The 23,165-nt window shown below is 41.5% G+C and carries 17 protein-coding genes and 1 pseudogene; 8 read left to right on the top strand and 10 right to left on the bottom strand.

The window, feature by feature from the left end:
• Positions 1 to 1,087: 1,087 nt before the first annotated feature.
• A pseudogene (locus H5185_RS08035) lies at positions 1,088 to 1,630 on the bottom strand (integrase arm-type DNA-binding domain-containing protein); the annotation flags it as partial.
• A gap of 12 nt (positions 1,631 to 1,642) precedes the next feature.
• Complete coding sequence (locus tag H5185_RS22910) at positions 1,643 to 1,765, bottom strand: Arm DNA-binding domain-containing protein (protein WP_235781860.1); 123 nt, start codon at positions 1,763 to 1,765, stop codon at positions 1,643 to 1,645.
• Positions 1,766 to 1,949: 184 nt separating this feature from the next.
• Here H5185_RS22910 and sbcB point away from each other — a divergent pair, with 184 nt between their 5' ends.
• The 5 genes from sbcB to H5185_RS08010 all read left to right on the top strand — a co-directional run bounded on the left by sbcB (position 1,950) and on the right by H5185_RS08010 (position 8,728).
• The gene (gene sbcB / locus H5185_RS08030) at positions 1,950 to 3,371 is read left to right on the top strand and encodes an exodeoxyribonuclease I (protein ID WP_182741775.1); all 1,422 of its coding nucleotides are present in this window, start codon (positions 1,950 to 1,952) and stop codon (positions 3,369 to 3,371) included.
• Positions 3,372 to 3,415: 44 nt separating this feature from the next.
• Positions 3,416 to 4,312, top strand: coding sequence for a cytidine deaminase (cdd, locus tag H5185_RS08025; RefSeq protein WP_124018439.1), 897 nt, complete (start codon positions 3,416 to 3,418; stop codon positions 4,310 to 4,312).
• A gap of 663 nt (positions 4,313 to 4,975) precedes the next feature.
• Positions 4,976 to 8,158, top strand: a complete 3,183-nt coding sequence (locus H5185_RS08020; protein WP_182741774.1) for a YdbH domain-containing protein — start codon at positions 4,976 to 4,978, stop codon at positions 8,156 to 8,158.
• A 63-nt stretch (positions 8,159 to 8,221) separates the two neighbouring features.
• Positions 8,222 to 8,380, top strand: a complete 159-nt coding sequence (locus tag H5185_RS08015; protein WP_182741779.1) for a YnbE family lipoprotein — start codon at positions 8,222 to 8,224, stop codon at positions 8,378 to 8,380.
• 15 nt (positions 8,381 to 8,395) lie between these two features.
• The gene (locus H5185_RS08010; RefSeq protein WP_182698761.1) at positions 8,396 to 8,728 is read left to right on the top strand and encodes a YdbL family protein; all 333 of its coding nucleotides are present in this window, start codon (positions 8,396 to 8,398) and stop codon (positions 8,726 to 8,728) included.
• A 51-nt stretch (positions 8,729 to 8,779) separates the two neighbouring features.
• Here H5185_RS08010 and H5185_RS08005 read toward each other — a convergent pair whose 3' ends face one another.
• The 5 genes from H5185_RS08005 to H5185_RS07985 form a co-directional block, all read right to left on the bottom strand.
• The gene (locus H5185_RS08005) at positions 8,780 to 9,169 is read right to left on the bottom strand and encodes a hypothetical protein (protein ID WP_165870201.1); all 390 of its coding nucleotides are present in this window, start codon (positions 9,167 to 9,169) and stop codon (positions 8,780 to 8,782) included.
• A gap of 53 nt (positions 9,170 to 9,222) precedes the next feature.
• Positions 9,223 to 9,813: a GNAT family N-acetyltransferase gene (locus H5185_RS08000; RefSeq protein WP_182741778.1), complete on the bottom strand. Its 591-nt coding sequence runs from the start codon at positions 9,811 to 9,813 to the stop codon at positions 9,223 to 9,225.
• Between the two features lie 174 nt (positions 9,814 to 9,987).
• On the bottom strand, positions 9,988 to 10,611 hold the full coding sequence (locus H5185_RS07995) for a 2OG-Fe(II) oxygenase (RefSeq protein WP_182741773.1): 624 nt from the start codon (positions 10,609 to 10,611) through the stop codon (positions 9,988 to 9,990).
• A gap of 228 nt (positions 10,612 to 10,839) precedes the next feature.
• Positions 10,840 to 12,579, bottom strand: a complete 1,740-nt coding sequence (locus H5185_RS07990) for a SulP family inorganic anion transporter (RefSeq protein ID WP_182741777.1) — start codon at positions 12,577 to 12,579, stop codon at positions 10,840 to 10,842.
• Between the two features lie 227 nt (positions 12,580 to 12,806).
• Entirely contained in the window at positions 12,807 to 14,714 is a 1,908-nt protein-coding gene (locus H5185_RS07985) for a choice-of-anchor I family protein (protein ID WP_182741772.1), read from the bottom strand.
• Positions 14,715 to 15,019: 305 nt separating this feature from the next.
• On the opposite strand from H5185_RS07985, the gene H5185_RS07980 reads away from it, so the two are divergent.
• The 3 genes from H5185_RS07980 (at position 15,020) to ilvN (ending at position 19,192) form a co-directional block, all read left to right on the top strand.
• Positions 15,020 to 16,186: a multidrug effflux MFS transporter gene (locus H5185_RS07980; RefSeq protein ID WP_124018442.1), complete on the top strand. Its 1,167-nt coding sequence runs from the start codon at positions 15,020 to 15,022 to the stop codon at positions 16,184 to 16,186.
• A gap of 793 nt (positions 16,187 to 16,979) precedes the next feature.
• Complete coding sequence (locus H5185_RS07975; RefSeq protein ID WP_182698765.1) at positions 16,980 to 18,698, top strand: acetolactate synthase 3 large subunit; 1,719 nt, start codon at positions 16,980 to 16,982, stop codon at positions 18,696 to 18,698.
• A complete protein-coding gene (gene ilvN, locus H5185_RS07970) occupies positions 18,698 to 19,192 on the top strand; it encodes an acetolactate synthase small subunit (RefSeq protein ID WP_182723813.1) in 495 nt (164 codons plus the stop codon). The genes H5185_RS07975 and ilvN overlap by 1 nt, the downstream gene beginning before the upstream one ends.
• Positions 19,193 to 19,377: 185 nt before the next feature.
• Here the strand turns inward: ilvN and H5185_RS07965 are convergent, their stop codons facing one another.
• The 3 genes from H5185_RS07965 to pdsO form a co-directional block, all read right to left on the bottom strand.
• Complete coding sequence (locus H5185_RS07965; RefSeq protein ID WP_259396190.1) at positions 19,378 to 19,956, bottom strand: class GN sortase; 579 nt, start codon at positions 19,954 to 19,956, stop codon at positions 19,378 to 19,380.
• Between the two features lie 62 nt (positions 19,957 to 20,018).
• Positions 20,019 to 22,211 (bottom strand): marine proteobacterial sortase target protein, encoded by a 2,193-nt coding sequence (locus H5185_RS07960; RefSeq protein ID WP_182741771.1) that lies wholly within the window; start codon positions 22,209 to 22,211, stop codon positions 20,019 to 20,021.
• 186 nt (positions 22,212 to 22,397) lie between these two features.
• Positions 22,398 to 23,159 carry a sortase-associated OmpA-like protein PdsO gene (gene pdsO, locus H5185_RS07955; RefSeq protein ID WP_182741770.1) on the bottom strand — a complete coding sequence of 254 codons (762 nt, stop codon included), beginning with the start codon at positions 23,157 to 23,159 and terminating at the stop codon, positions 22,398 to 22,400.
• Positions 23,160 to 23,165: the final 6 nt, after the last annotated feature.

Below are 23,165 nucleotides of genomic sequence, written 5' to 3'. Positions count from 1 at the left end.
CCGAATTTTGGTTCAAACGAAGTTAGAGGGGACGGGGTTATTTTCAAGAGCATACCCTGGAATTAAATAACCCCGTCCTTTTTATTTTAGCCACCACACATTGATGGTTGTCCCGCCCAGTTGCAACATAGGCGCCCGTCAATGTTAGATAACGCCCTACTACCCCAGCTCGTTGGACATTTGTTATAAAACACACCTAAGCTAAATGTTGCATTCCTATAAGAACCATCAATTCGCTTACAACTAGCATGAATTGTACAATCCTTTACTTCGATATCAGTGCATGTTTTATAGTAATTTACAGACCCACCATTCCAATCCGGTAAAGTGCAATTACTTTTCAAAAGTGGGGGTTCGGAGCCTGATTTTTCTGCTAAGGCAGTCTGATTTAGCGAAAATAACATTATAATAACAAAAACTAACGATATATTTTTCATCTTGATATCCTTTTCAGTTGTTGGTGAAAATAAAAACCTATATTCGAATTCACCCTTTCGAATATAAAGACAACTTTAGATTGATGACACATAACGCTTATTGAACGGCTCGACCGATAAAACCGACTGTTTAAGTTATTGATTAATAACATCCTACATTTCCTATACATTTGAAATAAAGTAATTTAATTACTCTTGCACTCAAATAAAAAACATAAATTACACGTTAAAAGTGTCAACATCGAATGTAAAAAATAAACCAAACAATATTAATATTAGAACAGCCTATTTTTCTCAACATAGTCCTTTAGACTGCTTTTTGTTCACACATTCTTATTATGCTCTCAAAACTCATTATAACCGTAAATAAGTACAGTGCAGGTCACGTAAAGGGGGAAGTAATGACTGATACAAAATATTTAGCATCAAACTGAAGTGATAGAAACAAAGTTTTAGGCGATCAAAAGTTGTGGTTTAAGACGATCAAAAGTTGAGTGTAATTGTGCATCATCAAATGTAGGGTAAAACACTATTAATTCATTAGCTTAATAGGTTTATTTTTTAGGTAAAATTGATTGGCAGAGATCAAAGCTATAAAACAACAACACAACCCTCTAAAATTTTCAAATGTAGTGAAGCACTACGCTTGTTCACCCCCGCAGTGCACCGAGCCAGAAGGACCCATTTATTTTACCGCACTCTAAAATAGTTAGGACTATTGAGCCTACTGTTGAAGCAGAACCAATATCAGATACTCTTAATTGGAGCACATCAACGTTGGGGATCAACTGACGCCGAACAGACCAATTTAAAACTATTTTCAACTGTTTGAGAATTGCTCCAGATGTTACCCTATTCTTCTTCGACTTTTGACCAAAGAAATCAATCCATTCACCCAGAGTAATATCTTCTACTAACCGGTCTTCAAACCAAGCAAACAAATGAACTTTAAAACATGACCCATATGTTGCTACAGTACCAGGCTTTAAAGAATTACTTTGCTTTAATAGGAATTGTTCACAACAGTACCTAACGGTTGATCTGCTTCTTCGGGTATTGCGTTGTTTCCAATACACTCTTGGATCTGTATCATTCGCTAATGAGTTTCTAAGTTCTGGTATCAATTTTCGAGCTTCAGCCAGTTTGACATCAGGGTATCGACCTAAGGTTAAACGCCCTGGCGACGAGCGAAATCGAAAGCGATACTACCAGGTAATGGTTCCAGCATGACTGATGCGCACACTTAAACCATCGCGGTCTGAAAGCTCAGATTTACCTGAATATGGTTTGCCGTTTATAGAGCGTAACAGTTTGTCAGATAAAGACATTTTTAGAGCCTGCTTACATATTTAGTATTGATATATAGAGTTTATGACACATTAAAAATATGTACGCAGGCATGTACACAGATGCCCTAATAGCAAAGCTAATTCAATGAAATTGAATAAAGTGATTTAAAATGGAATTAATCATGATTTACATGACGTTAAATAGAAAAATGAGTAAAAATAAATGAACATAAATCATGATAATCAACCATCCCTATTTTGGCACGATTACGAAACATTTGGGGCGAATCCAAGTAAAGATCGACCATCACAATTTGCAGGTATTCGAACCGATCTAGAATTGAACATTATTGGTGAGCCTGAAACCTTTTATTGTAAACTTGCACCAGATTATTTACCTGCTGCCGAAGCCATACTCATTACAGGTATAACCCCGCAACTGGCTAACCTTAAAGGTATACCTGAAGCTGAGTTTATGAAACGTATCAATGGCTTATTTAGTCAACCAAACACCTGTGTTGTAGGCTACAACTCACTACGATTTGATGATGAAGTCAGTCGTTATGGTTTTTATCGTAACTTTATTGACCCTTATGCACGCGAGTGGCAAAACGGTAATTCGAGATGGGACATTATTGATTTAGTTCGTGCTTGCTATGCATTTCGTCCCGACGGAATTAATTGGCCCATGAAAGAAGATGGCTCTCCGAGTTTTAAGCTCGAACTACTCACTCAAGCCAATGGCTTAAGTCATGAAAAAGCTCATGATGCTATGTCAGATGTTTATGCCACCATCGCTATGGCTAAATTAATCAAGCAAAAACAGCCTAAACTGTATGAATATTATTTTAACTTAAGACGTAAACAAGCGGTTGCGGATCATATTGATGTGCTAAAAATGCAGCCATTGGTTCATGTCAGTTCAAAAATTAGTGCGCTGCAAGGCTGTACCACATTGATTGCACCAGTGGCCTATCATCCAACGAATAAAAATGCAGTGATCTGCGTTAATTTGGCGATGGACATTTCTCCCTTGTTAACCTTGTCAGCCCAAGAAATCAGCGATCGTATGCACACCTCGCGTCAAAATCTGGCCGAAAACGAGCTGGCGATACCACTTAAACAAATTCATCTGAATAAGTGCCCGTTTATCGGTTCACCAAAATTACTTGACGATGAGGTAACAGAAAAATTACAGTTTGATAAAGCATTTGCACGCGAGCAATATAAACGCCTGAAAAATCACCCAGAATTGCGTGAAAAACTGAACCAAGTCTTTGAACTTGAAACAGACCGTAAACCGATTACTGATCCTGATTTAATGCTCTACAGCGGTGGTTTTTTCAGCCATGCCGATAAAACGAAAATGGACATTATTTGCCATACAGCACCCCATAATTTAGCCGCATTAGCATTGCAGTTTGATGATCCTCGTATCAATGAAATGTTGTTTCGCTTTAGGGCCCGTAATTACCCAGAAACATTAAGCGACAGTGAAGCTCGTAAATGGCGTGATTTCTGTCAACAACGATTATCGAATGCTGATTATGTGATAAAACTCGAAAATCTGGTCGAAGAAACCAGCGAGAATGAACACAAACAAAAGCTATTAAAAGCCCTATACCAATATTTACAATCATTATAGTGAACTTTCACTTTACACAATTTATTTCATCTAAGGATAAGGGAATGCAAAATCGATTTTTAGAGAGCATTACTCAACTAGACAAGCCTTTGGCTACCGCACTTGTGCCAATACTTCATGAGCAATTTTGTGGTCATATTGATGCGATTCAATTTGCTGAGCTTGTAAAAGCAAGCGGCAAACCAGAACAACAAGTGCTAATGGATTTATTACCTATTGCAGCTGCACTGGCTAACCCTCCTATCAGCGAATTCTACGTAGGCGCTATCGCAAAAGGTGCCAGTGGCGACTTGTACATGGGGGCTAATTTAGAATTACCCGGAGAAGCGCTATTTCACAGTGTACACGCTGAACAAAGTGCAATCAGCCACGCTTGGCTGGCCGGTGAAACAGAAATTGTTGATATTATTGTCAACTTCAGCCCTTGTGGCCACTGCCGCCAATTTATGAATGAACTAGTCAATGGCAGTAAGATTAGAATTCATTTGCCAGAGCAAGAAACTAAAACATTAGCACACTATTTGCCTTATGCGTTTGGCCCTGCTGACTTAGATGTCACCATGCCGCTATTAAGTAAACGTCAGCAAGAGTTTAATTGTGATTCTGATGACCCAATGATCATTGAAGCCATTGATCAAATGGGCCTAAGCTATGCGCCATACACCAACAATAACGCCGCTGTAGTTCTTGAAACCAAGGATGGCGCCACTTTCTGTGGTCGCTATGCTGAAAGTGCAGCATTTAATCCATCAATGCAGCCGATGCAAATGGCGTTATCAAATCTGATCCGTAATAACCGCCAATATAGCGAGATTAAGCGTGCTGTATTAGTTGAATCATCGGTAGGGAAAATCACTTTAGTGGGTGCTGCAATGGATGCTCTACATGCCATAGCCCCAATTGAACTACAACACATGGTTGTTGAACCTTTGATAGGCTAAACGCATAAGCTTGCCATCTTAATCGGCAATAAAAAGGCGCTCATATGCGCCTTTTTTATTGAATAAATACCACATAAGACTCAGATACAGTTGAACTTTTATGGTGAACATTGACTCGAAATAAGCGGTTCAACACTTGATTAAGAAATGCAGCACAAGTCTTAGAGACACCGTCATAGAAACACAGTTTTTAGAGACACCGTTTTTAGAGACACAGTCGCTAAATAACTCCACTCCTAATAAAGACTTCTTCTATCAAATAAGCAAGATTATTTAACCGCCGCTTGCGGCAGTATTTGTGGTTACTTACTCGTGCATTATCGCTCACACATGATGCATCAAGACACTTGGCAAACTCTGTCTGGCATCAAATTGTCACGAACTGCAGCTAAGTACGTCTTAAAAGTTGAACTGCCCACAGATTAATAATGTGTTATATTTTAATAATCTACTGCTAATAACATGCTAAACTAATTCACTTTTTAATCGCTATACCGTTAAATAGCCTCTTTTTGGCAATAGCATTTATGAGCCAATTTATGTCGCTAAATGTCTTATAATCAACAAGGTGTCGCGATGAGTAATCACAGTCAAGGTCATGTAAAAATACATGACCAACAAACACATATGCCCTTAACCAAGCAAACGTAAAGTGAGTCACTATTGCGCATTTTGACCGTTAACAAGATCTTACTCTTTGTGCTGTTTTGTACAGTGGCCTTAGTGTGGATCATTTTCGAAAATGCCAAACCCATTACAGTCAAAATACTCAATAATTTACTCGCCGACAATCATATCGAAGTGCTTAACTTTGATGCCGAATATGTGTCGTTTAACCATATTTATATTCCTAGATTAGTATTGAAAGTGGAAGACAGTCATATCGCTATCCAAGAATTTAACCTTGAGCTGCGAGATAGCCTGCAAATTCTTAAAAATCAACAAATCAGTGCTGACGACATTATTAGTATCAAAACACACAGTGTTTATGTCGATTTAGGCGACAGTTTCTTTATTCGTCAGTCTCAACAAACAGAAGAATCGCCGGCGTCAATGCAGCTCAACTTGGCTAAATTACCCATGATTGAGTTAGGCGAGATTAACATTAAGCTGCCACTTCTGGATAAAGATGCTCCACAGCACAATACGTTAAAAATGGACAAGCTCACATTAACTCCAGAAGGTCAGTTAAATACCTTGTGGCGCTTTAATGATTTTCCATTATTTAGTCTTGATGCCACCTTAGATAAACAAGCGTGGCAATTTAATACGCTGGTTGATTTGGGCTTAAGTTATCAGGGGCTTGAGTCATTAGATCAATATTTACATTTATTAAACAGCAAGCAGCAGTCACAACAAGCACAAGCTAATAATATGCTTAATGGCTTACAGCAACAGTTATCACAAATACTGCAACCCATCCGTCAGCAACAACTCACAGTGAAAGGCCAGTGGACAGCCCATAGTAAAGTTGACTTAATGAGCGGTGAGATCAGCAGCCAACAATCAATTGATGGACTATCCTTGCACTCTCCACTGTGGCCAAGTGTATATTTTGCGCCGCAGCAGCCAATTAAATTAATGCTAAATATGGGTAACTACCCTATATCAACAACCTTAACCGACAACAAAACCACTAACGCGTTCGCGATTAAACTCAACATAGAGCCCATTAACTATCAACTGTCACCAACAGAACAAGACAGAAATAAGCTGATTAGATTATTTGCCGGTGATCATGATAATCAAATAATACATGCTGTTGATCAACTTACGCCTAAGTTGGCTTCTCAGCAGGCCCGTATTGATGTGCACATTGACTCCCCTATCGAAGCGGTTATTCCCTTACAAAATGATATGTTACCGTTACAAATAACACTGCCGGACTTGAAGCTGAGCATTGAGGGATTACTACTGCAAAGTCAGCTAACCTTGGCCCATACCACATTGAATAGTCACCAACAATTTAGCAGTGATTTTGACTTGGATATGGCTTTATCATCGCATGCCGCCATAAACCAAACCGAACAACAGCAAGCAGTAACACTCGCCACTGACGACACTCGGATAACAGATCCCATAACTGGCACAAATCAAAAGGCGGCCTTACAAGCATCGCCTTCAGCTCCAAGTACTATTGATATTAAAGCTTTATTTCCGCAAATTGCTTTAGATCAGCTGTTATTGTCAGAGGCTAAACTACATTTAGTCGGTAAAATATCGCAACAACAAGATCAACTCGCGCTATCGTTAGATTCAAGCTCTAGCTTTGCCATTAATCACAGTAGTATTTCACGCAGTGTAACCAGTGAGAATCAGCAGCAAACTAAACAAACCAAAACAACGTCGGCGCAATGGGAGACATTTGGGCTTACGGTCAATGACACCTCTACCATAGTGTTCAAACCAGACACGACTCAAATTGATCTGGCCCCTTTCAAGATTCAAATTGGTCAGCTTATTGGCCAGCAAGCAACGCATGCAGGCAAAAACGCATTATCAACCATAGAGGGAGTGATTAATAAAGCTGAGGTGGCGTTTAACCAAAAGCTATCCCTTGGATTACATAGAGATGACTCTTTACAAACGTCATTAGACAAGTGGTTACAAACCCCAGCGACTAACGACATAGCATGGCGTGTCAATCAACTCGATATCACCAAACAGATCGGCAACAATCGCCGCCAGCCTTTGCTTGCGCTAAACCAGTTAAATGTCATTCAACAACTTAACTTATCCAAAGGGCTATTAATCGGTAATGAGCAATGGCAACTCGATACTCTTACCTTAAGCAGCTACCACTTGCTTAAATTTGCGGATAAGAAAAGCCCCTTATCACTAGCAGGACAATGGACATTCGATACCGACATTGAAACCGCACTAAATACATTGCAAAAAGTCCAACCCTTGCCGAATGACTTTACTATTCAGGGCCACAGTAAACTTATTGCAGGCTTCGCCTTAAGCGAAATAGACAATAGCAGTCAATTTGAGATGAAGATTGAACAGCAGTTATCGTCTTTATCTGGGCAATGGCAAGATAAAACATTTAACGGCGGTGAAGTTTTTGCTCAATGCCAATTTAACTGGCAACAAACTTACGATGCGCCGAATACGGCCGCAGATGAAAAACACTTTGCTCACAGTAAGCTTGTCTGTCCACAAACGGCAATCAGTTTACAGCAAGCTAAAATCGGCTTATCGCTCACTAATTTAAATGTTAATGCCAATATTGAACTCAATAAAGATGGCAATAAACTGCCGACCAACTGGTTACAACAGGTCACCGGATTAAGTGAGACTAACATTAATCTTACCGCCAGTGGCGACATGTTAGATGGACGTTTTCTATTACCTGAATTTGTGCTTAAACTGCATGATAAATCTTATGGATACTTGTTATTACAAGGTCTTAGTTTAGATAAGTTTTTAGAAGAACAACCCCAAGTAGGAGTTAAAGCCAATGGTTTATTTGATGGCGTACTCCCTGCAGAATTAACTGATGGCAAAGTGACAATATCCGGTGGCAAACTTGCAGCGCGTAAGCCTGGAGGATTAATTGAAGTAGCCGGAAATCCTGCCATAGATAGACTAGAATTATCTCAACCCTATCTTGGATTGGTATTTACCGCACTTGAGCATCTTAACTACACTGAGTTGGCGAGCACATTTGACATGACGCCCAATGGAGATGCCGTGCTTAACTTGGGTGTTAAAGGTAACAGCCGCGGAATTGAGCGACCTGTCCACCTCAATTACACTCATCAAGAAAACCTGATTCAATTATACAAAAGCACCCAGATTGGCAATCAACTACAAAACAAGATTGAAACAAAAATCCAATAGCAGCATAAAAGGATCGTCTACGTGAAATATTCATCGCTTTATCTAATCAGTATCAGCACCATAATGGCATCGTTATGCCTATCAGCTTGTACGCCAACAGTAAAAATAGAACCGCCCGATAAGCCTATCGTGATTAACTTAAATGTAAAAATTGAGCATGAAATTAAAATTAGAGTGGATAAAGAACTCAATAGTTTACTCGAAAATGATGAGTTATTTTAAGCAGAGGTGATCAAGATGAAATCAACTTTCACTTTCGCTACAGCCCTATGCTTAACCAGTTTATTATGGAGTGCTAGTGCGTGGTCAATGACATTGCAAGAGGCTAAAGCAGCAAGAATAGTGGGTGAGCAACCGAATGGTTATTTAGGGTTAATTATCGACACTCCTGAGGCAAAACAGCTAGTATTATCCGTTAATGCTAAACGGAAATACTATTATCAATCAATCGCCAAACGACATAGCGTGAGCATTGATGAAGTCGCGACACTCGCGGCGCAAAAAGCCATTGAAGCAGCAGAACCTGGGCATATGATCCAAACGCCCCAAGGACAATGGCTAAAAAAATAACCACGATAGAAAACTATACGTGGTTATTTATATTCACTTAATATGACGCCATTACATGGTCGCCATAGTCCAATAATCTAAGCGTTTTTGTGGTTCAGTGACAATGGATTTACAAGAATCTTTGTACTTTGCCATCAGTCCACCTAAGTTATTCGAGCCGGCTAATTTATCGATTTGCTGTTGTTTAGCGGCAATCACATCTTTTTCAACTTGCGCAGGCGCGCGATACTTTCCCGCAATAGCAACCGCATCAACTGCAGACGTTTTTAAACGGTCTCCGACTGCTTTCATTTGTGGTGCATTCATCGCACCAATCGCTTCAGAGCTAATTTGATAATAAGCTGCACATTCGATTAACTCATCAGTAAATGCCTTTTCTGCAGCATCTTCTGCACGTGCGGTCATGCTGGCGCAAAGTGCCGATACAGTAAAAATCCACATAGCAGATTTATTCATGGTTCTTTCCCTTCATGTTTAGAAATTAGTCGGTAATGTTAAGATTGATAATGCGTTAAACGAGATGTTAAAAACGGTTCCACTAGAGGCCATTCGGTTTCAAGAATCGAAAACACGACCGTGTCACGAATAGTACCATCAGCTAAGATTTTATGATTGCGTAATATGCCATCTTGCTTGGCACCGAGTCGTTCAATCGCATTTCGTGAGGCAAGATTATGCCTGTGAGTTCTAAATTCAACCGCTATGGCGTCTAAGGTATTAAAAGCATAACGGAGTATTAATAACTTAGATTCGGTATTTATGGCCGTACGCTGATAGGATTTAGCATACCAAGTGTAGCCAACTTCAAGTCTGCGATTGGGTTGATCCCAATGACAAATTCTAGTGCTACCAACAATGTTACCAGACACTTTATCACGCACGGCAAATGCAACAGCTTCGCCTCGGTTTTCACTGGCTTGTGCAAACTCGACATACGCTTTCATTCCCGAAGCATCGGGGATGTTTGTGTACCATAAGGTCCACAATTCACCGTCGTTAGCAGCTAAAATTAAACCAGCAACATGCTCTAATGATAATGGTTCTAAAATAACATGCTCGCCAATTAAGCAATCTTGTCTATTAATCCAGCTCAAGTTAATGCTCCTGTTGTTGATAGGTTACATTACCTTAACTGCATATAGATATACAGCCAACGGCAACAATGTTTTTATTGATATTCTAAAAACATTGTTTTCTGTTGTGACTAAAAGATTATCTTAAAAAGGGCTTATCACAGCACCAGGCTGACAGCGATATGATTAAAAGCCATGATTAGCGTGGCTAACCCTAAACCATCCAGCAATACTGTTGCGAGTTTTCATTGTCGGTCTCACTTCATGAGGGAAACGTTCACTTAAAAACAGCACCAAGGTTCCAATTTTAGGATTAACCACTTCTAGAGCTAAATCAAATTCATCATAAATAATCAACTCACCACCGTCGTTTTCCTGCCAGTCAGAATTTAAGAAAAAGACTGTCGATAGAATGCGGTTTTGGCTGCCGTGTAGCGCATCGAGGTGTTTTTTATAAAATGCCCCCGGCTCATAAACTGCGTAATGACTTTCAAAGTCAAATAGCCCCATAAACAAACGACGATTAAGGCCATCTTTAAGTTGACTCATCATCGACAAATATTCACGGTCAATAGGGTCTTGATTGTCTAGCCAGCTAATTTTATCCGAACGAATATCAGGATTAATTTGTTGCTCAAGACCTCGACCAACGGCGGCTTGTTTAAAATCAATATCGCGCTGAGCTTGCACTTTTTCAAGCAAGGCCAGACTTACATAATCAGGAATGATATCTGATAAGAGGATATACCCTTTATCGACTAACGCATCTGCGATCACATCCAGCATTGCTTCACTTACTTGCGAAACCATACATGCCACATCCAACAGAAAGACTACGCTTTTTACTTTACTCAAGGGCCCTGGAAGGAAATTAAGGGCCTGATTTTCGAGGGGGCGTCATTACAAGGTATGATTGCCATACCTTGGTTATTTTTGGCGATTTTATATAATAAATACGCTCTGAACAACACTTATTAAAAGCATTTAAATTCATTAACTTAATCAAACCTAACACACAACAACAGCGAACCCTAATGGTTAAATTTGGCTATGTGACAGTATCACCTCTGTCGAACCATCCTGATCAGCATCATCTAAGCGTTGAGACTCATAAGCAGCAACATGACTTTGGTGCATCTTTAACGCGAGATATAAGTCTGAATGAATTGTAATGCCTTCTTCTCCAGACACCATATCGGTTTGTTCAAACCAACTAATTAATTGTCGTTTACGCCCTGCCAATACCAAACTCACTCCGCGTTTACGCAATAATGCATTGATGTCGGTCAACATGGCCATCACGCTCAAATCTAAATGGGTAAAACATGGCACCGCATCGATAATCACGCACTCAATGGTTTCTTGTTGATTCTGACGAGCAAATCGTTCAAGCAGACGTCGTTTAAAGTAGGTGGCATTAAAATAAGTCAGTGGAGAATTAAATCGATAAATGAACACACCAGGCACAGATGCGGCTTTATCACTGCTATCAACGCTACGAATAATACCTTTGGCATCAAGCCCGAGCACTTGATCTGTTGGTCGCATGACCGTTCGTAAAAACTGAAACAATCCCAATAGCACCGCAAGGGTAATTCCGGGAATAACGCCAACAAACAGAACAGCAAAGAAAGTTGTTAAGGCCAAATAAAATGCTTGGCGATCGCGTAAACGTAATCCCCACAGCGCTTTCAGATCGATAAGATGTATTGAGGCTATCACTAACACAACGCCCAATGCTGCACTGGGAATAAACTCTAACGGCGTGGTTAAAAACACCGCCACAATAGCGATCAATACCGCCGCAATCACGGACACTAATTGGGTTTTTCCGCCATTAGCATCATTTACAGCAGTACGAGAATCTGCGCCACTAACGGCAAAACCTTGCGAGAGAGCAGAAGCAATATTGGCTAAGCCTAAGGCTTTAAATTCTTTATCGGCATCAATGTCATAACCATTTTTAGCAGCAAAGCTGCGGGCGGTAAGCATCATACTGACAAAACTCACCATCGCTAAATTGAGCGCCGGCATGACTAACTCACGAGCGATACCGATATTAAACACTGGTGTTTGAAATGATGGCATTCCTCCTGCCACGCTTCCAATCACCGCAATATCATAGTCGGTTAAGTGGAAAAGCCACACTAAAGCGGCGCCAACGGCAATAGCAAACATCGACGCAGGCCAAGTTGGTTTAAAGCGTTTCATTGCAAAGTAGACAATTACAGTAAGGATGGCCATCAATAGCGTCGGAATATGGGTTTGCGACAAATAGCTTGGCGCACCACCTAAGCGTTCAAGTAAGTATTTTTCATCAAAGGTAAAACCGAATATTTTTGAAAATTGGCCGACAATAATGGTAATGGCGACACCATTGAGTAGTCCCATTAGAATAGGTTTTGATAAAAAGTCTGCTAATACACCTAATTTAAATCGACTGGCGATTAAACACCAAAAACCGGTCATCACGGTCATGGTCATCACTAATTGCCAATGTTTAAGGCTGTCGCCGGCCGCTAAAGGTGTCACTACCGCAGCAATAACCGCACAAGTTGCCGCATCGGGACCAACAATAAGTTGTCTTGAGGTGCCAAATAAAGCGTAGATGATCATAGGTAACACGCAAGAGTACAACCCCACCGCGGCATTCACTCCGGTTAATTGCGCATAGGCAATTGCCACAGGTAACGCAACCGCGGCAACAGACAAACCGGCGCGAACATCATCCTTGAGCCAGCTTCGCTCGTAACGAGAGAAGGTCTCTAAACCTGGCATAAAATCATACAAACGACTCAGTACCACAACAACCTCAATACTTATAATCTAGGTTGTTATCATAGTTTTATTTCAAATTAATTACGACATATTCACCTGCGATAAATAAACATATTTCGGGACGGGACATACGCAGCAAAAAAAGCCGAGCATATTATGCTCAGCTTGTTAGATACTCACAATCGCTACACGGTTATTCGCTTTGATGATAAAAAAGCATCAATGCATCACTGTAATTTTAGTTGATACACAGTTGTGGTGCCGCTAACTTCATTACCAATCAGTAACAATGGCAAGCCTGTCGGGCTATATTGGCTGGCAATAAACTTCATCCCTTCTGGGCCTAAATCACCTGCTAATGTTGCATCACCTTCAACCTCACCAGTATCGGTATCAATGACATAATCAGCATCAAAGTTACGGTTGCTGACATAATCGACAAACGATACGGCAAATGGATTAGTTATATCGTAAATCATAAATCCAGAGGTACGCTCTAAACCAATAAAGGCATAAGTACGTGAGCCTATTTGGCCAAGAGCGAGTGCCTCTGGCTCTGGACCTTTATCGTCACTGCGGCTATCACCTTTGTTTTCATCGTTATTATTATTGAAGTTCATTGCCAGTATCGCAGCCGTAATTCGCTCAAAATCACCGGCGCTGTCAAATACTTGCTGGCCATCAGCAGTCCAAATCGAAAATGAACGCCCGCCATAAGCAACAATTTTATCCATTAAGCCATCATTGTTGTCATCACCCATACTGGTAGTGACTTTTAAGCGCCCAAGCTGTGTTTTATCTTGCACTGCAGCAAATTGTGGATGGTTTGGATCTAAGCTTAGATCTGCTGCACGAGCCTCTTCGGAAAAACCGGCGTAATCCCGTGAATCCCCCTCATTGGCAGTGACAATAAAATCAGTATTATTCCAGCGATAACTGGCTATCGTATCTGGCTGATACATACCATACACCCCAGCATAAGCCTGTAAATTTATGGCATCATCTTTATCACTGGCATCGATTTTATTGGCGTCTAAGCCAAAGTCTTTAAGCCCTAAAGCAATAATATTTTTTACCGCTGCCGCCTTGATATCAATCACTGCAATGGCGTTATTTTCTTGTAAACTGACATAAGCTGTTTGGCTGTCTGGCGACACGGCAATATATTCAGGCTCTAAATCTTGCGCGACACTCGCTCCAGGGCCATTGATCTTAATCAATGGACTCAGTTCTGCATTACGTGAACCACCAACATTAAAATCATTGAAATCGATTAGGGTAGCCGTTGTGGCAGGCACACCATTAGTGATTGCAATTAACGCGATAGAGCCTTCAGGGTCGATGTCATAAGCACTATTTGGCTCACCTTCGTTGGCGACTAATAACATGCTACCGTCAGGGCTGAACACGACATTGTCGGGTAATGCTCCAACGTCAACAAATGACAAGTACTGGGGTAACTCACTGTCTGATAAACGATAAAATGCAACAATGCCATTACCTTGGGTCGCATTACCTAAGGCGTCAGCTCGCTCAACGGCTGCGGCGAGTAAATTACCCGATACACTGACGCTGTTAACTGCGCCTAATAAAGTTAAGCCAGTATCGACACTGATATTTAAATCCGTTTTTTTGCTGAGATTATTTAAACTGTAACCGGCTTCAGCGTAAACCGGCGCTTGAGTTAACATCGATAAATCAACCACATCAACTTTGCCACTTTGAGCATTGACGACAAATGCGCTTTGGCTTGCCGGATGATAATCAACAATTTCTGCGGCACTAAGACCATAAACACCTGATTGATAACGCCCCACTAAATCAGCGCTCAGAGTATTATGGGCTTGATTACACATTATTTGTGTTTGCGCCGCATCAACTTCACTTGCATCTAAAACACCATCACTATTGATGTCTACTCCGGTTTCAATTTGCTGGCCGCCGAATGGACATTGTGCATCGCCGACAGCAAGCGAGGTTAACGCAACCAGGGCTGACAAACCAACGTCTCCATTGATGCCATCCATGCCCTGAGCCCCCGCTTGTCCATCGTCACCATTGCATGCCGTTAGCAACATTGTGGCCATGATTGAAGAAACCAGTAGTGCCGTTTTACCTTGAGGGAAGCGTTTCATAAACTAAAGTTCCGAATTAAGTTATGCAAAATAATGCCAACAACTTAGACAATCAAGGTGAAGTTTTAATGACAAAAATGTTGCATTTTTGTTCTATTTGAATTCACTCTATTGCCTTAATGTAAATGCTATTTAGCTAAATTATTCATTACAAATTCAGGCTCAGAAAATGCGCCATAGCGTGGTAAACTAACGAAAATTTTTCGCCATTTTCAGCAAAAACGCACAAAGCACATGAGGTTCCCGTGGTATCGCCATCAAAGTCCAACTCATCTCCAGTATCAGCGGGTATTCCCCACTTAGCGATGTTAATACCTATGCTTGCCGCGATTGTCGCCATCACTCCTTTAGCCATCGACATGTACTTACCAGCGATGTCTACATTGGCCTTAGGGTTTGATACCGACATCACGACAGTGCAACAATCGCTGAGTATTTATCTGGCGGGCTATGCATTAGGCATGCTGATATTTGGCCCATTGGCCGATAAGATAGGCCGACGTCCACTGGTCATATTTGGCTTATTAGGCTTCACGATTATTAGCTTACTTATTGCATTAAGTACCAGTATTGAACAATTTTTGATATTGCGTTTTGCACAAGCTCTGATTGGTGCTGCTGCCACGGTTGTGGTGCCTGGCTACATTAAAGAGATTTATGGCGACAATACCGCCAAAGGCATGTCTTATGTCAGCCTTATTATGATGTTAGCGCCATTACTTGCACCTACTTTGGGCAGTTTGATAATGGAACTCGGCGATTGGCATCTTATCTTCTTAAGCCAAAGTTGTTATGCCATCACATTATTAGTCTTAGTATTATTTAAACTAAAAATGCCCAGCGATAAAGACCTAGGCAGTCGTAGTCAAAAGACCTTTTTAGGCGGCTACTACACAGTCTTTGCTCGCAATGGCGTCAAACTGAATTTATCCAGCGGTGTATTAACTTCATTTGCGTTCTTTTGTTACTTAACCGCTTCGCCTTTTATCTACATGGAAGTGTTTAATTTAGATAAATCGCTGTTTGCGATTTTATTTAGCACCAATGTGGGAGCCTTGATGCTCGCCAACATTGTCAACTCTAGAGTGGTTAGCCGATTCGGCTCCAAACGGATGTTACATGTATCAACATTCTTCGGAGTCATTGCCGCAACTGGCTTGCTAGCCGTTAATTTACTCGATTTAAGTTATCATTTTACCGTGTTAATGCTTATTCCTTTAATGGGCTCGCTAGGGGTGATGTCAGTCAATGCCGACGCCATTGTATTAATGAAATTCAAGCAAGAAACCGGTACTGCCACCGCAGTGATTGGTACGCTACGCTTTGGTTTTGGCGCAGTTGCGGGGCCACTGCTGGCGTATTTTTATGACGGTACCGCTGTGCCTTTTGCAGCCTTGATGCTTGGCGCTATTTTATTAGTCGGGCTATGTCAGTTTTTTCAAAGTACCTTATCGAAAAATAAGACCCTTTAATGAATAAAGTATTACCACAAATAAAGTCATCGATATCGGTGGCTTTTTTCTTATGAGAGTGCCAAAACAGTCAACCCTCCCCTTAGCTTAACTCATTGATTAATAATGATGAGAACAAGGTACTAATCTGGTAACTTCCCAGTGACTCTCTGGCCTTGTTGTTTAGCACATATTCATCAATAAACAGCAAAGAAAATCGCAGCACTTATCCAACTAGTAATAAAAAAAACCACCCAATATATAGCCCATCATCCAAGTGTGTAATCTTGATTCACCAATCCCTGGCTCAGCAGCGATTAAATGACTGTACCAAGCAAAATCGTTATGACCACGGCAAAAGTAAAACAAATCAAACACGCTATTTTCACATATGAATTGAAACTCAGCTGAACTCGATCTTCATCTCCATACACTTAAGTAGCTTCCTGCAATGCCACATTCGACCGCTAATTAGGTTGCTAAGTCGCTAATATTTAGCTGTTAACTTCAGTATAAATAGTGCGGCGCTTTATTGATAAACACCCACGGCTTTCAACTCCTAAATAAAAATCATAAACATGAAACTATTTCAACAAACAAAAATAATTAACCAAAGGGGTTGCAGTAAAAATAAATTTACATAAGATGGAGGCAAGTTACTGCTTCAGTAACGATAAAACCAGCCATTGAATATTACGACAGCAATATTCAATCTTCGAGTTTGAATTATCCTTCAAGCTTATTGATAAAACGATTACCGTCGTTGTATACAAGATACTGTTTACCATACGGTAACTTAATAAGGATGTATTTCATGGAAAAGCTTTCTGGCGCGAGTATGATCGTGCGCTCATTAATTGATGAAGGTGTCAGCCATATCTTCGGTTACCCCGGCGGTTCGGTGTTAGACATTTACGATTCTCTGCACAAAATATCTGGTATCGAACACATCTTAGTACGTCATGAGCAAGCTGCCGTGCACATGGCAGATGGCTACGCACGCGCTACCGGAAAAGTCGGCGTGGTACTTGTGACCTCAGGCCCTGGTGCAACCAACGCAATTACCGGGATTGCCACCGCGTACATGGATTCAATTCCGCTAGTAGTGCTGTCTGGTCAAGTACCGAGTAATTTGATTGGTAATGATGCCTTCCAAGAATGTGACATGATTGGTATTTCACGTCCTATCGTAAAACACAGCTTTTTAATAACCGACGCTAAAGACATTCCTGAAACAGTCAAAAAAGCCTTCTTTATTGCAGCAACAGGTCGCCCAGGCCCTGTGGTAATTGACTTGCCAAAAGACTGCTTAAGCCCAGATATACTGCATGATTATATTTATCCCGACAGCGTAAAAATGCGCTCATACAATCCAACAACGGTTGGTCATAAAGGCCAAATCCGTCGCGGCTTGCAAGCTTTATTAGCGGCTAAAAAACCTGTGTTATATGTCGGTGGTGGCGCGATAATTTCGGGTTGTGACGCGCAAATTCTGGCGCTTGCAGAGCGCTTAAACATCCCAGTGGTCAGTACCCTAATGGGCTTAGGTGCATTTCCTGGCACCCACAAACAAAGTTTAGGCATGTTGGGGATGCATGGTTTATATGAAGCCAATATGGCAATGCATAATACCGATTTAATCTTTGGTATTGGGGTCCGTTTTGACGACCGCACCACCAACAATGTTGAAAAATATTGCCCTAACGCAACCATTTTGCACATCGATATTGATCCATCATCTATTTCTAAAACGGTTCGGGTCGATATTCCGATTGTGGGTTCTGCCGATAATATTCTAGACGCTATGTTAGATTTACTCGATGAAACGAACGACACCAATGATGCGACCGCTATGGCTGCTTGGTGGAGCGATATTGAAATTTGGCGCTCACGCCAAAGTTTAGAATTTGATCGCACCAGCGACAGAATCAAACCACAGCAAGTGATTGAAACCTTATACAAACTGACTAATGGCGATGCTTATGTGGCGTCAGATGTCGGCCAACATCAAATGTTTGCTGCCTTGTATTACCCTTTTGATAAACCTCGCCGTTGGATTAACTCGGGTGGATTAGGCACTATGGGCTTTGGTTTGCCTGCGGCAATGGGCGTTAAAATGGCGTTTCCTGAGGAAACGGTAGTATGCGTCACAGGTGATGGTTCTATCCAAATGAATATTCAGGAGCTTTCTACCGCACTGCAATATGACACTCCGGTGAAAATTATTAACTTAAACAACCGCTTTCTTGGCATGGTAAAACAATGGCAAGACATGATTTATTCCGGTCGTCATTCGCAATCCTATATGGACTCTGTACCTAATTTCGCCAAAATCGCCGAAGCTTATGGCCATGTTGGTATGAACATCAATCACCCTGATGAATTAGAATCAAAACTAGCTGAAGCATTGGCAATGAAAGATAAATTAGTCTTTGTTGATATCAGTGTCGACGAGACTGAACACGTATACCCAATGCTCATTCGAGGCGGTGCAATGAACGAAATGTGGCTAACCAAGACGGAGAAAAGCTAATGCGTCGTATTATTTCTGTATTACTTGAAAACCAACCAGGCGCATTATCACGAGTGGTAGGTTTATTTTCTCAGCGCGGTTACAACATTGAAAGCTTAACTGTAGCGCCAACTGAAGATACAACCTTGTCACGTTTAAATATTACCGTGATTGCAGATGCCAATATTCTCGAGCAAATTGAAAAGCAATTGCACAAGCTTATTGATATTTTGAAAGTGGCTAATATTACTGAGTCACCCCACATTGAACGTGAAATTGCTTTAGTAAAAGTGAAAGCTCAAGGCGATCAACGCGAAGAAGTCAAACGCACTGCAGATATTTTTCGTGGTCAAATTGTCGATGTAACTTCCAATATCTATACCGTGCAGATGGTTGGCACCAGCGATAAAATTGATGCATTTATCCACGCGCTCACCGACATGACCAAGGTGATTGAAATATCACGTTCTGGTGTAGTAGGTTTAGCCCGTGGTGAAAAATCCATGAGAGCCTAACCGCAGCTTGTCTGAGGTAAAAAGCAGAGTCCCTAATAGTTATATAGTGGACTCTGCTTTTTTTTGGGCGATAAAGCCAGATACTCTCAACAGCTTATTGACTCAAGTTTAGATTTAACATTCATCACCATTGCATAAGGGTCAAGCTTGCCAAGCTTGACCATAAGCTTATAGACGCTAATAGCTTAGCTGTATAACGGCTGCGTATCGATAGGTTTAGCTTCAACAATATAACGATATTCGGCATTACCAGAGAGTTGATCAAACGGATAACAGGTGATCAAGGTTAAGTGTTTTTCTGCCGTAGGAGCAAGCACCTTCATGTCAGTTTCATGCACCACTTCGGTGGCCGTTATTTGATATAACACTCGCTCCCCCTCGGTACTATATAGCTCGATGATGTCGCCCAATTTTACATATTGTAAACGCATAAAGTGACTGTCACGATGACCCGCTATAATGGTATTCCCCTGCTCCCCTAACCCAGCGCCGCCTAGCATCAAACCCGGGCCAAAAGCCAAATTACGCCCAGAGGCCCCAGCGAGCACATACAGATCGCTACCTAAGGGCTGAAAACCATCGGTTTGCTGTTGCAATACGCGCATTTTCGCCACGGGATGAGTGTCGGCCCACGACCAAGGTTTATGTGGTTGGTTATCCACTAAGGTTTGCTCAAAGGCACGCTCAATCAAAAATTGCGCAAAATGGGCTTTAGCTTGCATATAACCTCCCTGTATTAATAGTCCGCATCCCAGCACGCTCATCAGCACAATCACAATCCAGTGTTTGGTCGGTGATATAGTTCGCTGCATCATTTAGCTCCCGTTTAATCATCTGATTCAATCACTAACACCTGCCCTGGTAAACGTTGTCTTAACCATAAATAGTGCAGTAAGCCCAAGCCTAATAAGCTAAAACCGATTAATAACCATAAGCGACTGGCGGTTCCCGTTTGAGGCAGCACTTGCGACGATGGTGCCGCTTGCAAACCATGTGGCAGATGATTCTGTAATTGCACGTCAATAGGGCTATCAATTAATGGATTTACCGGTGTCACGTCTACTGCAACTAAACTGGTTTGGCTGGTCACTAGGTGATACAGGATGCCTAACGCTTCCACTTGTTTATCAACACGTTGACGATTACTACTGTCTTTATACAATTCGAGTGAGGTGATTTGCGCATTCGCCCACAATAGATCAATGCCTTTTGCTGCTTGATTATCATCAAAATCAAGCTGTTGTTGCCAATACTGACCATTGATATTACCTGAGACAATAATCGGTTGCTGCTGGTGTGATGCCGATTTAATGCTGACCCAAAGTGGTTCGTTTTGGTACAAGTCGCTAATGGTTGTTGGCCAGTAATCCGGTACGCTGCCATCAAGGTAATACAAACCAATATTAGTAAGCACTGGTTGCTCAATTTTATGTAACAACTGCTCAATTTTTTGCTGCACTTCAGCCTCATCACCAATATAGGTAAATGTGCCACGGCCCATAGTGGCGGCTCGGCGCATAAAGTCTGAATTAGGTGCAGAGCCAATGCCAACAGTAAATAATCGACTGTCACCTAATTGATTACTAATCAATTGGTACAGTTCATGTTCATTACCCACAGCACCATCTGTCATAAAAATAACCTGACGCAACATGGACTCGTTATGCTTAGCAGTTTGATCGTTTTGTGGTGTTTGGACACTGTCCACCAGCGCGGTTTGTAATGCACCGCGCATTTCGGTGCCACCATTAGCGTCTAATGACTGAATAAACCGATTTGCTCGATTGATATTACGACTATTGGCAGGCAATGGTGTTGCCGACAACATACTGACGTCACTGTTAAATTCAATGATATTAAAACTGTCGATATCACGCAGCCCAGCAAGGGCAAATTGTAATGCTTGTTTGGCTTGAATAATCGATTGACCAGACATAGACCCAGAGGTGTCGATAACTAAAATCAGTTCTCTGGCGATAAGATGTTGCTCACTCACCTCGACACTGGGCGGCATTAACATCACTAACGAGTACAAATTATTATCTACGGGATTGGCTTGTCTTTGCTCTGCCCCTGCAACATTTTTCGCATCAGTAAAGTCAATACTATTATCTGTCACATGGGTTTTGCCAGTTTGATAAAATGTCGCCGCTTGCGGTAATGCGCCAACATTAGCTTGCCATTGCAGCACAAAATCACGGTCGGCAATTTGTTTACCTGCAAAGCTCACATTGTAATAATGACCATGACTTGACTGTTTAATTGGATGATACAGACTGTTTAGCGAGTTCAATTCAAACCCTGCATCTATGTTTACTTGCATATTAACCATCAGTTGAGAATGGGCTTGAACTATAGGCTTCACCTCATTATGGCTAGACGGCCTGGTTTGCTGTTGCGGCTCGCTATTATGATCCCCTTGCGGGTTATAACGCGGCGTAATCGCTAATGGAAAACGTAAACTAAACATCCCATCGCGGTATTCAACCTGTTGCTGGTAACTGATCTCAACAATTAACTGCTCATGCGGAGCAAGATTGGCCACATCTGATGAAAATAAGTTACGACGCTGTTGCTGTAATAAACTGGCTTGTTTACCTTGTTTTTTAGCGGTCTCAAACGTCTGTAATGCTTGCTTCTTAGGTTGGATTTTACCCGCTATAATCTTGTCACCTATGCGTAACTGCATGCTATCAACGGCGGCATTTTCGGGTAGCGGAAAGACATATCGCCCGTTAACCCATTGATCTGAATCATTGATAAACACTTGCTTAACCGTGACACGATTAAGCAAACCCGACACATCCATGCTCACTTGTGTATCCAGCGCTAAGGCTTGTATAACTTGGTTTTGGGTAGAATAGACTAAGGTTCCTTGGCTGATATCGTTATCTTGATATCCAGACGGTGAGGCAAATGCCCTTGTAACACAGGCATAAATGACAAATAACAAACCGAAACACAGTAATTTATAGACATGCTTTACAGAAAAATGTGGCATCAAAAAAAACGGGCGCATATGTAGCTCCTTACCCTTAGATACCCAAACAACCTGCTCATATTGACTTCAGGAGGCTTGGGTATAAGCGCCAACATCATTGTTTGCGCCGACATGAGTAATCATTAAAACAAAAAGAAAAATCGACTTAGTGACATTGTTTGGCACTGCGTTTTGCAAACAAATATGCAAAACAGTGCTCGGCGTTTAGTTAGCCGCGAGTTCAGCACCCGGCGCCATTAACTTGAGCGTTACTCGACGATCAAAAAAGTCATTTTCAAAATTTTGTTCTTGATGCATTGGCGATGTCGCGCCATAAGCTTGTCCATGCAAACGGTCACGTGCTATTCCTTGTATCACCAAATATTGCGTCACTTCAGCTAAGCGCTGCTCAGACAAGGCTTGGTTAAAATCATTATCACCACGGCGATCGGCATAACCGGTTAGATCAATGGTTAATTCAGGTGATAAGTTCATCATATAAGCCACATTATCTAGCTGTTGTTCAAATAGCGGTTCAATGTGGCTCGATCCGGTTTTAAACTGCACGTTCATACCTATGGTGAGCTCATTAAGCGTCTGCAATTGGTTGGCTTGTTGTTCGGTTAAATTAGACTGTAATTGATAATACTTTTCAGACACTTGCTCCAAGGATTGCTGCTTGGCATTCAGAGCCATTAATTGCTCATTGGTTTGAGCCAATTGCTGTTCTTGATCTACCAGTTGCTGTTTCTGCACGGTAAGCTCAGCATCATCACCAACCGACTTACCAATAAAAGTACCGGTAAATGCACCAATAATGGCCCCAACAGGCCCACCAATCACAGCACCAAGTAAAATCCCAGAGCTCAAACCCACTAGCTCTTCGGTATGTTCGCGTTCATCGGTAGTATCAGTGTCATTGGCCCAGCTGACATTTGATACCATCATGGTAGTGATCATCGTTGCGGCAATAAGTTGCTTTTTCATAAAGAA

Origin of the sequence: Shewanella sp. SG44-6 (assembly GCF_014164185.1) — a bacterium.
Taxonomy (GTDB): domain Bacteria; phylum Pseudomonadota; class Gammaproteobacteria; order Enterobacterales; family Shewanellaceae; genus Shewanella; species Shewanella vesiculosa.
The sequence above is the reverse complement of the archived record's forward strand: the minus strand, read 5'-3'. Positions and strand labels throughout refer to the sequence as shown.